This is a genomic window from Streptomyces sp. NPDC031049 (genome assembly GCF_055571015.1).
The window spans coordinates 186,510-199,917 of record NZ_JBVIGC010000007.1; the positions used below are offsets into that span (position 1 = coordinate 186,510).

General features: G+C 75.0%; 14 protein-coding genes. 5 read left to right on the forward strand and 9 right to left on the reverse strand.

Annotation, left to right across the window (positions count from 1 at the left end; translation table 11 throughout):
• Positions 1-21 precede the first annotated feature (21 nt).
• Together ACZ45Q_RS14470 and rpmF are read right to left on the reverse strand one after the other, a co-directional pair.
• Positions 22-1,029: an LLM class flavin-dependent oxidoreductase gene (locus ACZ45Q_RS14470; RefSeq protein WP_468259927.1), complete on the reverse strand. Its 1,008-nt coding sequence runs from the start codon at positions 1,027-1,029 to the stop codon at positions 22-24.
• Between the two features lie 49 nt (positions 1,030-1,078).
• Entirely contained in the window at positions 1,079-1,249 is a 171-nt protein-coding gene (rpmF, locus tag ACZ45Q_RS14475; protein WP_468259930.1) for a 50S ribosomal protein L32, read from the reverse strand.
• Positions 1,250-1,372: 123 nt separating this feature from the next.
• Here rpmF and ACZ45Q_RS14480 point away from each other — a divergent pair, with 123 nt between their 5' ends.
• Positions 1,373-1,864, forward strand: coding sequence for a phosphatase domain-containing protein (locus tag ACZ45Q_RS14480; RefSeq protein ID WP_468259933.1), 492 nt, complete (start codon positions 1,373-1,375; stop codon positions 1,862-1,864).
• A gap of 27 nt (positions 1,865-1,891) precedes the next feature.
• Here the strand turns inward: ACZ45Q_RS14480 and ACZ45Q_RS14485 are convergent, their stop codons facing one another.
• Complete coding sequence (locus ACZ45Q_RS14485; RefSeq protein WP_468259936.1) at positions 1,892-2,107, reverse strand: dodecin; 216 nt, start codon at positions 2,105-2,107, stop codon at positions 1,892-1,894.
• A 261-nt stretch (positions 2,108-2,368) separates the two neighbouring features.
• Between ACZ45Q_RS14485 and ACZ45Q_RS14490 the strand changes: the two genes are divergently transcribed.
• Positions 2,369-3,631: an extracellular solute-binding protein gene (locus ACZ45Q_RS14490; protein WP_468259938.1), complete on the forward strand. Its 1,263-nt coding sequence runs from the start codon at positions 2,369-2,371 to the stop codon at positions 3,629-3,631.
• 200 nt (positions 3,632-3,831) lie between these two features.
• Here the strand turns inward: ACZ45Q_RS14490 and egtD are convergent, their stop codons facing one another.
• The 5 genes from egtD to ACZ45Q_RS14515 all read right to left on the reverse strand — a co-directional run bounded on the left by egtD (position 3,832) and on the right by ACZ45Q_RS14515 (position 10,450).
• Entirely contained in the window at positions 3,832-4,794 is a 963-nt protein-coding gene (gene egtD, locus ACZ45Q_RS14495) for an L-histidine N(alpha)-methyltransferase (RefSeq protein WP_468259941.1), read from the reverse strand.
• Entirely contained in the window at positions 4,791-5,588 is a 798-nt protein-coding gene (egtC, locus tag ACZ45Q_RS14500; RefSeq protein ID WP_468259944.1) for an ergothioneine biosynthesis protein EgtC, read from the reverse strand. The genes egtD and egtC overlap by 4 nt, the downstream gene beginning before the upstream one ends.
• Entirely contained in the window at positions 5,588-6,907 is a 1,320-nt protein-coding gene (egtB, locus tag ACZ45Q_RS14505) for an ergothioneine biosynthesis protein EgtB (RefSeq protein WP_468259946.1), read from the reverse strand. Before egtB ends, egtC begins: the two co-directional genes overlap by 1 nt.
• Entirely contained in the window at positions 6,904-8,253 is a 1,350-nt protein-coding gene (gene egtA / locus ACZ45Q_RS14510) for an ergothioneine biosynthesis glutamate--cysteine ligase EgtA (protein WP_468259949.1), read from the reverse strand. Before egtA ends, egtB begins: the two co-directional genes overlap by 4 nt.
• 673 nt (positions 8,254-8,926) lie before the next feature.
• Entirely contained in the window at positions 8,927-10,450 is a 1,524-nt protein-coding gene (locus tag ACZ45Q_RS14515; RefSeq protein WP_468259951.1) for an amidase, read from the reverse strand.
• A 213-nt stretch (positions 10,451-10,663) separates the two neighbouring features.
• Between ACZ45Q_RS14515 and ACZ45Q_RS14520 the strand changes: the two genes are divergently transcribed.
• Together ACZ45Q_RS14520 and ACZ45Q_RS14525 are read left to right on the forward strand one after the other, a co-directional pair.
• Complete coding sequence (locus ACZ45Q_RS14520; RefSeq protein WP_468259954.1) at positions 10,664-11,554, forward strand: NAD(P)-dependent oxidoreductase; 891 nt, start codon at positions 10,664-10,666, stop codon at positions 11,552-11,554.
• A 95-nt stretch (positions 11,555-11,649) separates the two neighbouring features.
• A complete protein-coding gene (locus ACZ45Q_RS14525; RefSeq protein ID WP_468259957.1) occupies positions 11,650-12,069 on the forward strand; it encodes a PPOX class F420-dependent oxidoreductase in 420 nt (139 codons plus the stop codon).
• A gap of 49 nt (positions 12,070-12,118) precedes the next feature.
• On the opposite strand, the gene ACZ45Q_RS14530 is transcribed toward ACZ45Q_RS14525, so the two are convergent.
• Entirely contained in the window at positions 12,119-12,763 is a 645-nt protein-coding gene (locus tag ACZ45Q_RS14530) for a LysE family translocator (protein WP_468259960.1), read from the reverse strand.
• Between the two features lie 200 nt (positions 12,764-12,963).
• On the opposite strand from ACZ45Q_RS14530, the gene ACZ45Q_RS14535 reads away from it, so the two are divergent.
• The gene (locus ACZ45Q_RS14535; RefSeq protein WP_468259962.1) at positions 12,964-13,392 is read left to right on the forward strand and encodes a VOC family protein; all 429 of its coding nucleotides are present in this window, start codon (positions 12,964-12,966) and stop codon (positions 13,390-13,392) included.
• Positions 13,393-13,408 lie beyond the last annotated feature (16 nt).

The window sequence follows — 13,408 nt, forward strand, 5'->3', positions numbered from 1 at the left end:
GTGGGGGCAAACCCCGCGATTCTACGCCTGCGGGGTGCCGAAGATCCGCGCGAGCCGCCGGTAGGAGTCCAGCAGGGCCCCGCGGTCGTAGGTGCTCGTGGTCACCAGGACCTCCTGCGCCTCCGTCTCCTTCAGCAGCGTCTCCAGTGCGTCGGCGACCTGCTCCGGCGTGCCGGCGATGTGGCCGGCGAGACCGGCCTCGTAGAAGCCGCGTTCCTTGTCCGTCATGGCGCGGCCGGGGACCGCCTCCGCGGGCGGCAGCGGCGGGAAGGAGCCGTGGGTGCGCGAGTGCGCCATCGACCAGGCCTCCGGGACCAGCAGCCGCCGGGCCGCCTCGGGGGTGGCGGCCACGGCGACGGTGCCGGAGACGACCACGTACGGTTCGCTCGCCCACGGCGAGGGGCGAAAGCCCTCGCGGTAGCGGTCGATGCCGCGGCGCATCCGGTCCCGGTCGCGCAGGTCGCCGATGACCATCGGCAGCCCCGCCCGGGCGGCGACGGCCGCGCCCTCGCCCATGGCCAGCACGAACGGCGGCACGGCCAGCCCTTCGGCCGGGCGGGCGCGGACGCCCGTGGGGGAGGTGCCGGCGAACCAGCCGAGCAGCTCCGCCAGTTGCTCCTCGAAGCGGTCGGCGGCGTCCTTGTCCCGGCCCAGGGCCCTGCGTACGCCGTCGGTGAAGCCCACCGAGCGGCCCAGCCCCATGTCGATCCGACCCGGGAACAGCGACTCCAGCACCCCGAACTGCTCGGCGACGACGAGCGGCCGGTGGTTGGGCAGCATCACCCCGCCGGTGCCGACCCGGATGGTCCGTGTCGCGCCGGCCACGGCGGCGGCCAGCACGGTCGGCGCCGAACCGGCCACGCCCGGCACACCGTGGTGCTCCGACACCCAGAACCGGTGGTAGCCCAGCCGTTCCGCCTCCCGGGCCAGCGCCACCGTGTCACGCAGCGCCTCGGCGGGCGGGTGCCCCTCGCGGGTGCGGGAGCGGTCGAGGACGGAGAAGCGGGTCCGGGCGGTCAAGGAGGTCACACGGGGTTCAACGCCTCGCCGCCCGCGTCATTCCCGCCGCGGCCCGCGGTCAGTCGCCGGGGCGCAGCAGCCCGCGTTCGTACGCCTTCACCAGGTGCTGGGGCACGAGGTGCCGGACGCCGTCGACGGTGACCGGCACGAGCGCGGGCACCGCCGCCTTCCACTGGGCCCGGCGGTGCCGGGTGTTGCTGCGGGACATCTTGCGCTTGGGGACGGCCATGGGATTCCTTCTCGTGTTCTCGGCTCGCTGACCGCCGAGACAGTATCTGAAAATGAATCCCATTAACAACAGGGGCCCGGTGACGGCAGGACCGGGCTGCGGCGGGCCCTCTATGGTGGGGGCGTGACCGAGAGCAGCAAGCGACCGCTGGCCGTGTTCGACCTGGACAACACCCTCGCCGACACCGCGCACCGGCAGCGGTTCCTGGAGCGCCGCCCCCGCGACTGGGACGGCTTCTTCGCCGCCGCGCCGCAGGACCCGCCGCTGCCCGAGGGCATCGCGCTGGTCCGGGAGAGCGCCCGGGACTGCGAGGTCGTCTACCTGACCGGGCGGCCCGAGCGCTGCCGGCGCGACACCCTTCAGTGGCTGGCCGCGCAGGGGCTGCCGGAGGGGCGCGTGTACATGCGGCGCGACGCCGACCGCAGGCCCGCCCGGCGCACCAAGCTGGAGATCCTCAACCGGCTGGCCCGCACCCGGGACGTCCGCGTCCTGGTGGACGACGACGAGCTGGTCTGCGAGGACGCCGAGCGGGCGGGGTTCACCGTCGTACGGGCGCGCTGGGTGGCGCAGTCCGCCGCGCTGAAGGTCGCGCAGGAGCGCGAAGGGCGCACCTGACCGCCCGCGGCTCAGGGCGGGCGGGTCTCACTCCGCCTCCTCCAGGCGGAACCCGACCTTCAGGCCGACCTGCCAGTGGGCGATCCGGCCCTCCTCGATCTGCCCGCGCACCTGGGTCACCTCGAACCAGTCCAGGTTGCGCAGTGTCTGCGAGGCGCGGGAGACGCCGTTGCGGATGGCCTGGTCCACGCCGTCGGGCGAGGTGCCGACGATCTCCGTGACCCGGTAGGTGTGGTTCGACATGCGGGTTCTCCTCTCCGCGGTGACGACGGCATCGCGTGTGGCGCGTGTCACTCCACCGTGCCCCAAGCCGCCCCGGAGCGCGAGACGTCACCGCCGGGGCGGACTCCGTCCGCGGTGCCCCTTGACCTCCGCATTGGTCCATACCAAAATCCAGCACACCCGTACGAGCCACGCGCTCGTCCCCCCACGTCGGGTCTCCCTGCCCGCGCGCCGGGCCCTTCCGGCCGCACCCCCTGTGCGTCAGACAGAACAGGACCCCTCGTGAGACGTCGCCGCCTGCTCGCCCTCGTCTGTGTGTCCGCCACCGTGCTCAGCGGCTGCGGCCTGGTGTCGCAGGACGGGTCCGAGCGGCGCACCGTCACCCTCTGGCTGATGAAGGACAGCGCCTCCGAGGACTTCCAGCGCCGGTTCACCGAGGAGTTCGAACGCGAACACCCCGGCCTCGACCTCGACATCCGCATCCAGCAGTGGACCGGCATCGGCGAGAAGGTGCAGGCCGCGCTGAAGGCCGACGGCACCGACGGGCCGGACGTCATCGAGGTCGGCAACACCCAGGTCGCGCACTACGCCGAGGGCGGCAGACTGCTCGACCTGACCCTGGAGTCCATGCGGGACTGGGGCATGGAGGACTGGCTGCCCGGCCTCGCCCAGCCGGGGGAGTACCTGTCCCAGCAGTACGGCATCCCCTGGTACGCCGCCAACCGGGTCGTCATCCACCGCACGGACCTGTTCGAACAGGCCGGGATCACCGAGCCGCCGCGCACCCGTCAGGAGTGGCTGGAGATCACCGAACGGCTCGACACCGGCGACAACCAGGGCATCTACCTGGCCGGGCAGGACTGGTACACCCTCGCCGGCTTCGTCTGGGACGAGGGCGGCGACCTCGCGGTGCAGCGCGGTGCCGTCTGGGAGGGAGCGCTGCACACCCCGGCCGCCCTGCGCGGCATGGAGTTCTACCGCGAGCTCCAGGCGCTCGGCGACGGGCCGGCCGACGCCGACGAGGAGCACCCGCCGCAGGCCGGGGTCTTCGCCCGGGGCAAGGTCGCGCAGATCGTGGCCGTGCCCGGCCTCGCCCAGGCCATCGTCCGGCAGAACCCCGAACTGAAGGGCAAGATCGGCTTTTTCCCCGTGCCCGGCAAGGACGCGGACCGCCCCGGCGCCGTCTTCACCGGCGGCTCCGACCTGGTCGTCCCGAGGAACACCGACGAGCGGGAGGGCGCGATCGCCGTGGTCGAGGCGCTCACCGGCGAGAAGTGGAACACCGACCTGGCCCGCACCATGAACTACGTGCCCAACAAGACGTCGCTCGCCGGTGCGGTGGCCGGCGAGGAGGGCGTCGCGGCGATGGCGGCCGGAGCCGCCCAGGGCCGGGCCACGCCCGGCACGCCCCTGTGGGGCAGGGTCGAGACGGACAACCCGATCAAGGAGTACATGACCAGGGTGCTCACCGGGGCCGATCCGGAGGCCGCGGCCCGGCAGGCCTCCGAGCGCATCACCGCACGCCTCGACCCCGACGCGGAATGACGTCGCGGAACCACGCCCCCCTGCCGGGCCCGGAACGCCTCATCGCGGCCGGGACCGCCCGGCAGCGACCCGGCCCGGACCGCCCGGCAGCGGCCGGGAACGCCTGACCGCGGCCGGGGGTCGCGCGGCAGCGGGCCGGCCCGGACCGCCCGGCAGCGGCCCGGAACGCCGGGCCGCGGACGGGGAGTTGCAGCGGAATTTCAGCGCGCGGTGCTCAGGGACAGCGCGAAGCGGCCCTGGGCGTCGGTCCACCAGTGGGTCGCCTCCAGCCCCGCCGCGGCCAGTTCGGCGCGCACCCGGTCCTGCCGGAACTTCGCCGACACCTCGGTGCGCAGCTCCTCGCCGGCCGCGAAGTCCACGGCCAGGTCGAGCGCCTGCACCTTCACCGTCTGGTCGGTCCGCGAGCGCAGCCGCATCTCGATCCACTCCCGTTCGGCGTCCCACAGCGCCACGTGGTCGAACGCCGAGGGATCGAAGTCGGCGTCCAGTTCCCGGTTGATCACGGACAGGACGTTCTTGTTGAACGCCGCGGTCACCCCGGCCGCGTCGTCGTACGCCCGCACCAGCACCCCTTCGTCCTTCACCAGGTCGGTACCGAGCAGCAGCGCGTCGCCGGGATCGAGCACACCGCGGACGGAGGCCAGGAAGGCGGTGCGTTCGGCCGGGAGCAGATTGCCGATCGTGCCGCCGAGGAACGCCACCAGCCGGGGGCCGGGGGTGTCCGGCAGGGTGAGCCCGGTGGTGAAGTCCGCGATGAGCGCGTGCACGTCCAGGCCGGGCCGCTCGGCGACCAGGGCCCGCCCGGCCTGGGTGAGGGCGCTCTCGCTGACGTCGACCGGCACATAGCCGCGCAGCTCCGTCAGCGCGTCGAGCAGGTGCCGGGTCTTGTCCGAGGAACCGGAGCCCAGCTCGACCAGGGTGCGGGCGCCGGTCGCCGCGGCGATGTCACCGGCGCGGGCGAGCAGAATCTCCCGCTCGGCCCGGGTCGGGTAGTACTCGGGCAGCGCGGTGATCTCCTCGAACAGCTCGCTGCCCCGGGCGTCGTAGAACCACTTCGGCGGCAGCGTCTTGGGCGTGCCCGTCAGGCCCGCCAGGACGTCCGCGCGCAGGGCGGCGTCCGTGGCGTCCTCGGGCAGCGTGCGGGTGAGACGGAACGGGCTCACGGGTGGGGCTCCTCGGCGGCTGTGGGGTCGGTCGGCTCGTCGGAGGCGGGGTCCTTCAGCGGTGTGAGCAGCACGTCCGTGCGGCTCGCCACCAGCAGCGTGCGGTCGGGAACCTCCCGCCAGCGCGGATCGTCGTCGTACGGCTCGGAGGCGACGACGGTGCCGCCCTCCGGCCGGGTCAGGTGCCAGAGCGTGTCGCCCCAGGCGGTGGCGGCGATCGTGCCGCCGTTGGTGAGCAGCAGGTTGAGCCGGGAGGCGGGGGCCGCCGCGGCGACCTCCGCCACCGTGGCCGCCAGCGCCTCGCCCTCGGTGTCGCCGGCCCGCAGCCGGTTCAGCACCAGCGCCCACACGAACGCCGAGTCGCTGCGCGCCTCCAGCGTCAGCAGGTCCTCCGGCGGCAGGGTCCGGACCAGCCCCGACAGGGAGCCGGGCCACTCCGCCACCGCACCGTTGTGACTGAACAGCCAGGTGCCCGCGGTGAACGGGGCGGCGGCGGCCTCCGCGTCCGCGCCGGCCAGGGTGGCGTCGCGTACGGCGGCCAGGAGCGCACCGGTGCGCACGACGCGGGCCAGGTCCGTGAAGGACTGGTCGGCCCAGACGGGGCCGGCCCTGCGGTAGCGGGCGGGCACGGCGTCACCGGCGGCGTACCAGCCGATGCCGAAGCCGTCGGCGTTGACGGTGCCGTACCGCTGCCGCCGGGGCGCCCAGGACTGGCGGTACAGGCCGTGCGGGGGCACCACCAGCAGCCGGCCGAGCGGCTCCTCGGGCCCCACGTAGGCGAGGTGACGGCACATCAGGCGCCCTCCGCGGACCGGGCGGTCCGGAAGCCGGAGAAGATCTGCCGCCGGATCGGGTAGTCCCAGTTGCGGAACGTCCCCCGGCAGGCCACCGCGTCCACCGCGAACGAACCGCCGCGCAGCACCTTGTACTCGGGCCCGAAGAACACCTCCGAGTACTCCCGGTAGGGGAAGGCGCGGAAGCCGGGGTAGGGCAGGAAGTCGCTCGCCGTCCACTCCCACACGTCACCGATCAGCTGCCGCACCCCGAGCGGTGACCGGCCGGCCGGATAGCTGCCGACCGGGGCCGGGCGCAGGTGGCGCTGGCCGAGGTTGGCGTGCTCGGGCCGCGGATCGGCGTCGCCCCACGGGTAGCGCATCGAGCGGTCGCCCGCCGGGTCGTGGCGGGCGGCCTTCTCCCACTCCGCCTCGGTGGGCAGCCGCCGCCCGGCCCAGCGGGCGTAGGCGTCGGCCTCGTACCAGGACACGTGCACCACCGGCTCGTCCGATGGCACGACCTCGGTGACGCCGAACCGGCGCCGCAGCCACTGCCCGCCCTCCCGCCGCCAGAACAGCGGGGCGGTCAGGGAGTGCCGCCGGACGTGGTCGAAGCCCTCCGGCGCCCACCAGCGCGGGTCGCGGTAGCCGCCGTCCTCGATGAACGCCTGGTAGGCGCCGTTGGTCACCGGGGTGGTGTCGATGAAGAACGGCGCCACCTCCCGCCGGTGCGCGGGGCGTTCGTTGTCCAGCGCCCACGGCTCGGTGGAGGTGCCCATGGTGAACGGGCCGCCGGGGACCAGGACCTCGGCGGGGCTGGTGAACAGCCCCACCGGCTCCGGGTCCGGCGCGGTCAGGGCCTGCGGGCCCCTGCGGAGCTGGTGGGTGATCAGCATGGTCTCGTCGTGCTGCTGCTCGTGCTGGGCGATCATTCCGAAGGCGAAGCCCGCCTCGGTCAGCCGGCTGCCGTGGAACGCGGCGCCCTCCAGGACGTCCAGCGCCCGGCCGCGCACGTCGGCCGCATAGCGGCGGGCCTCCTCGGGCGGCAGCAGCGGCAGCTTGGGGCGGTCGGCGCGCGGATGCTCGAAGGCGTCGTAGAGGCTGTCGATCTCGGGGCGTATCGCCTCCTGCCCGGCGACCGCCCGCAGCAGCCACTGCTCCTCCTGGTTGCCGATGTGCGCCAGGTCCCACACCAGCGGCGACATCAGCGGCGAGTGCTGCGCGGTCAGGTCGGGGTCCTCCACGCAGCTGGTCAGCAGGGTCGTGCGGTCGCGGGCGGTGACGAGCGTGGTCAGTGCCCGCTCGCGCAGGGCGTCGGCGTCGTAAGCGGGCTCGGTCATGAACGGAAGTCCTTCCCGTGCGGGCCGGGGGTCCCCGGGCTCGAGCGAGGCCGGGAGCTGGGCGGGCTCGTGCCGTCCGGCCGGTCCAGCAGATCGTCGGCGGGGCAGCGGCCCCGGGCCACGTAGCGCTCCAGGTACGCCGCGACGGCCGCGGTCACCTCGGCGGTGGAGCCGATCCGGGGCAGCGCCGCGAGGGCGGTCTCGAAGCACGTCACGGCCGTGTCGCGCAGCTCGGGGTCGGCCGGTCCGAGCCGGGCCGCGTCCCGCCACAGCGGGTTGTGCGGCGCGGGCAGCCCGAGCGTGCGCTCGGCCAGCGGCTTCACCGCGCGGTAGGCGGTCTCGGCGGCCTCCGGATCGTCGAACAGGGCCGCGGTCACGGCGAGCGGCACGATCCACCCGTCGTCCCCGGGCTGCGCGTCGATCATCCGAAGCTCCAGATGGCCCCGTGGCCGGACCGGCGGGAACAGCGTGGTCAGGTGGTAGTCGAGATCCTCGCGCCCCGGTGGCCGAGGCACCCCCGACCGGATCCAGTCGCGGAAGGTCAGGCCCTCGGGGACGTCCCAGGGCCCGCCGTCGCGCCGGACGCACATCACCGGTGTGTCCAGCACGTGCCGGGCCCAGGCGCCGCGCGGGTCGGCGTCCAGCGGGGGGCCGCCCGCCCGGGCCGGACCGATCTGCGTCCAGCGCAGCTGCCGGGTGGACGCCCAGCCCGTGGGCCGGCGCACGGCCAGCGGTGAGTTGGCGAACGCCGCCACCAGTACGGCGCCCAGCTGGTGGGCCAGCCACCAGCGCCGCACATGACCGAGCGGGCCGGGCTCCTCGTGGCCGGCGTCCAGGCAGACCTGGACGGAGGCCGAGGTGCACATCATGGCGCGGCCGGCCGGGCCGGTGCGGTCGAGGCAGGCCTCCATGGCGTCGTAGCGCGGCTGGCGCAGGAAGCGCCGGGGCGACTGCCAGGGGTCGTGGCCGAGGCCGACCAGGGTCAGTCCGTCCTCCCGCAGCACCGCGCGGACGGCGTCGAGGTCGGCGGAGACGCTGCCGACGCAGTCCATCAGGGAGTCGGCGGGCGGCGAGCTCAGCTCCAGCTGGCCGCCGGGTTCCACGGTGAGCGCGGACCGCAGGGGAACGCTGCGCAGTGCGGCGTAGGCCGCGTCGAGTCGTTCGGGTGTCACGGGGAGCCGCGGTTCGCGCAGCTCGTGGACGAGCCATTCCACCTCCACGCCGATGCGGCGCGGTGGGCCGGTCTTGAAGCAGATGCCGCGGACCATGGCCTCGACCTCCGCTTCGGTCAGGGCGGTGCGCGGCCGAGGACGGCCGCCCGCCGGGACAGTCGGTGTATCGGACATGTCGGGATCCTCCTGAGATTCCACCATGCCGCCGACCGGGGCGCGGTCGGCCCGGACGGCACACTCGTCCCACCCAAGACCTTCGTGCCGCGCGGCACAAGGGCGCATACCGGGACGTACCGGGTCGGTCATCCTGCGCGTCCCGGCCGTTTCCGGAGGCTTTCCCGGGCGTTCGCGGCACCCCGGAAGACCCGGGGCACCGCATCACCAGCATCACCCAGGTCGTGCGCGCGGGCACGACGAGGTTCGCGCGGCGCGCGAACCCGGCACGCACGGGGACCGTCCGGTCCCCGGCCGACGGCGCCGCCGGCCCGGCCGGTGGCGGCCGGCACGCACGTCCCGGCCGGTGGCGATTCGGCGGTCCGGCCGGTGGCGTCGGCGGGGGCCGGGGCCGGGGCCGGGGCCAGGGGGGCGGCCGGGCCTGGACGGCGCGGTGCGGCGCCCCGGAGCCGCTCCTTGTGGTGGCGGGGCGTCGGTACGCCTCCGTACCGGCTGCCGAGGAGACCACTCAGGGGGGCCCGGCCGGACAGCCGGAGTTGGCGGTCAGAGCCACGGGGAAACTCGGTCGGGCCCCTTGTGGGGGACGGTCGGGCTGCCGGGGACTCCCGGTCGGGCCCCGGGTTGGGTGGTCAGGCCGCCGGGGGAACCCGGTCGTGCCGCCGGGGAGACCCGCTCAGGTGCCGCCGGGGAGCCCGCTCGGGTCGCCGGGGAGACCTGGTCTGGTCGTGGGGGGGCGGTCGTGCCGCCGGGTGCCCGGCCACGCCGCCGGGGTGTCGGTGTCGGGGGTGGTGTGGGGCCGTGGCGGCCACGTCAGGTGCCAGTGCAGCTCGGACTCCAGCTGGGCGGCCAGCCCGATCAGCAGGGGTTCGCTGTTCGCGGGGCCCAGCAGCTGGGCGCCGACGGGCAGGCCGCCGGCGACGAAGCCGGCGGGCACGCTGATGCCGGGCCAGCCCAGCACGTTCCACGGCCAGGCGTAGGGACAGGCGGCGATCATGGCCCGGTCGGTGGCGAGGCCGCCCAGCTCGGCCATCGCGCCGATCCGGGGCGGCGGCGCGGCGGTCGTCGGCGCGAGGACCACGTCGTACGACGCGAAGAACCCGCCGATACGGCGGTGCAGCACCGCCTCCGCCCGCCGGGCCGCCCGCAGCGGCGCCCCGGCCAGCAGCCGGCCCAGCCGGGCCGCGTCCCGGGTGCGCCGGTCCAGCAGCTCGGGGAACGGCGACGCACCGGCCCACTCGGCGATCCCGGCCGTGGCGCGCGGCACGAACGCCAGCCCGATCTGCCCGTAGGGCGGATCGGCCTCCTCGACGACGTGCCCCAGGGCGGCGACCCGGTCGGCGAGTTCCAGGACCCGGGCGCGCACCTCCGGCCGGAGCCGGGCGGGCAGCGCGGTGAACGGCGGCTTCAGCGAGAGCGCGATGCGCAGCCGGCCCGGGGCCCGGCCCACCGCGGCCGAGGCGTCGACGGCCGGCGGTCGGTGCGGGTCACGCTCGTGGTTGCCGCTCGCCGCGTCCAGCAGCAGCGCCGCGTCGGCGACCGTGCGTCCCAGGGTGCCGTTGACCGTGATGCCGTTGAAGGCCTCGGCGTGCGGCCAGGTGGAGATCCGGCCGCGCTGCGGTTTGATGCCGACCAGGTTCGTCCACGCGGCCGGTATGCGCACCGACCCGGCGCCGTCCGAGCCCAGCGCCGCCGGCACCAGCCCGGCCGCGACCGCGGCGGCCGACCCGCCCGAGGAGCCGCCCGGCGTGTGCGCGAGGCTCCAGGGATTGCGGGTCGCTCCGAACGCGGGCCCCTCCGTGAACGGCCACTGCCCGAACTCGCAGGTGTTGGTCTTGCCGACGATCACCGCCCCGGCCGCGCGCAGCCGCCGCACCGCCTCCGCGTCCTCGGCCACCGGCGGATGCTCCCCGGCGCAGCCGAACGCCGTCGGCTCGCCCGCCACGTCCATGTCGTCCTTCACGGCCACCGGCACGCCCAGCAGCGGCCTGCGCACCCCGGCGGCCAGCTCCCGGTCGGCGGCCTCGGCCTCGGCGAGCGCGGCCTCGGCGCGGACGACCCGGAAGGCGTTGAGCGAGCCGGCGCCCTGCGTCGCCGCGATCCGCGCCAGGGCCTGCTCCACGAGCGCCCGGGAGGTCACCTCCCCGGCGGCGAGCGCACGGGCGGACTCCGCCAGGCCGGCGGCACGGTCGAGCGTCATGCGGACACCTCCGTCGAGCAACTGTCTACCGAACGGTAACCCCCGGTGGACGCCCGCGGAACGCCCTCCGCGCGACAGCCGCCGAGCGCATCGGCGCCGTCGGCACCGGGCCGGCCCGCGCACACGCCCCGCCGGGTGGCTCCGGCTTCCGGGCCGGCCGGCGTGGCAGGCTGATGACCGCTCACCCACCGCGCGAGGACAGGAAGCCGACGTATGACCGACCAGCTCACCGTGAGCGTCCTGGGCACCGGCATCATGGGCGCCGCGATGGCCCGCAACATCGCCCGCGCCGGACACACCGTCCGGGCCTGGAACCGCAGCCCCGGCAAGGCCGAGCCGCTCGCCGCCGACGGCGTGCACATCGCCGCGACCCCCGCGGAGGCGGTACGCGACGCCGACGTGGTCCTCACCGTCCTGTACGACGGCCCCGCGGCGCTGGACGCCATGCGGCAGGCGGCGCCCGGCCTGCGCCCCGGTGCCGCCTGGGTGCAGTCGGCCACCGCCGGCCTGGACGCGCTCGGCGACCTGGCCGCCTTCGCCCGCGAACAGGACCTCGTCTTCTACGACGCCCCCGTGCTGGGCACCCGGCAGCCCGCCGAGGCCGGTCAGCTGCTGGTGCTGGCCGCTGGACCCGTCGACGGGCGGGACGCGGTGACGCCCGTCTTCGACGCCGTCGGCGCCCGCACGGTGTGGACCGGTGAGGACGGCGCGGCCGGCAGCGCCACCCGGCTGAAGCTGGTCGCCAACAGCTGGGTCCTCGCCGTCACGAACGCCGCCGGAGAGTCGCTGGCACTGGCCGAGGCGCTCGGGGTGGACCCGGCGGGGTTCTTCGACGCGATCGCCGGCGGCCCGCTCGACATGGGCTATCTGCACGCCAAGACGGGCCTGATCCGGGAAGGCCGGCTCACCCCGCCCCAGTTCGCGGTCGCCACCGCGGCCAAGGACGCCCGGCTGATCGTCGAGGCCGCCGAGAAGCACGGCGTCCGCCTCGACGTGGCCGCCGCGAGCGCCGAACGGTTCGCCCGCGCCGCAGAGCAGGGCCACGGGGACGAGGACATGGCCGCGGCGTATTACGCCAGCTTCGACGGGAAGCCGAACGACTGACCGGTTCCGGCGGCCGTCCGGCCATCCACGGAGGCACACGTCCGACCACCACCAAGGCACACGTCCGACCACCACGAAGGCACGAAGGAGTCCGCATGTCCAAGCCGCCCCTGCCCGAGAAGGCCGTCGCCCTGCTGACCCGCCCCAACCCGTGCGTCATGGCCACGCTGCGGTCCGACGGCGCACCCGTGTCCACACCCACCTGGTATCTGTGGGACGACGGCCGTGCGCTGGTCAACCTCGACGCGGCCCGGGTGCGCCTGAAGCACCTGCGCCGCGACCCGCGCGTCACCCTCACCGTCCTGGACGGGGACAACTGGTACACGCACCTCACCCTCATCGGCCGCGTCACCGAGACGCGCGACGACGAGGGCCTGGCCGACATCGACCGGATCGCCCGGCACTACACCGGCCACCCCTACCCGGACCGCGAGCGGGCCCGGGTCAGCGCCTGGATCGAGGTCGAGCGCTGGCACGGCTGGGGCGAGATGAAGGACAGCGACCAGCCGGGATGACCCGCCGGGGCCACCCGTCCCGCCCTCCGCCCGGCCGCGCCGGACGGGGTCACCCCTGGTCCGTGCGGCCCGTCGCCGCCACGGTCACGCCGAGACCGATCATCGTCAGGCCGCCGGTCCCGCCGATCAGGGACAGGCGGCGAGGCGACGTGGCGAACCAGTCGCGGGCGGTGGCCGCGAGGAGGCCCCAGACGCTGTCGCAGGCCACCGCGATCAGATTGAAGACAAGGCCGAGCAGCAGCATCTGCGCCACCACCGCGCCCCGCCCGCGGTCGACGAACTGGGGGAGGACGGCGGCGAAGAAGACCAGCGTCTTGGGGTTGGTGACACCCACCGCGAACCCCTCCCAGAACGTGCGCAGACCGCCGTGCCGGGCCTCGTCCCCGGCGAACGCGGCCCGCAGGGACCGCCGTTGCCGCCAGGCCCGCACCCCGAGATGCACCAGGTAGCCGGCGCCGACGAGCTTCAGCAGCGTGAAGACGAGGGCCGAACGCTCCACCAGCGACCCGATCCCGAGCGCGACCGCGACGACGAGCAGGTACGCGCCGGCGGTGTTGCCCACGACGGTGGTGAGCGCGGCGCGGCGGCCCTGGGCGAGTGCCCGGCCGATCACGAACAGCACGCTCGGGCCGGGCACCACGATGATCAGCAGGGACAGCGCCGCGAAGGCGAGCAGTCGGTCGGTGGACACCATGCCGGCCATGCAAGCAGCCCCCGGGCCCGGCCCGCCAACGGTATTTCCCGGTGCCCCGGGGTGCGCCGGGGCACCGGGTTCCAAAGCCGTCGACAGCGGCCCGCGGCGAGGCCTATGCTCCACCGCGCGGCGTCGCGTGCCGGTCACCGGCCGGGTGAGGCATGGAGGCGCCGCGGAGATGCCCGTGGAGGCATTCACCCGTGTCAGTCGAGTTCAACCACACCATCGTCCTCTCCCGCGACCGTGAGAAGTCCGCCCGTTTCCTCGCCCACCTGCTGGGGCTGGAGGTCGGGGAGCCGACCGGGATGTTCCTGCCCGTGACGACCGCCAACGGCGTCACACTGGACTTCGCCACCGTCGACATCGACATCCCCGTGCAGCACTACGCGTTCCTCGTCTCCGAGGACGAGTTCGACGCGGCCCTGACCCGGCTCGTCCAGGACCGCGTCCCCATCCAGGCCGATCCGCACGGCAGGCACCCGCGCCGGATCAACCGCAACGACGGCGGGCGCGGCGTGTACTTCGCCGACCCGGCCGGCCACGGCCTGGAGATCATCACCCGTCCCTACGGCAGCGACCCGTCCTCCCCGCTGAACGGCGTCGTCGAGGACGTCCCCGGGGCCTGCTGAGCCCACGGCGGCGGGG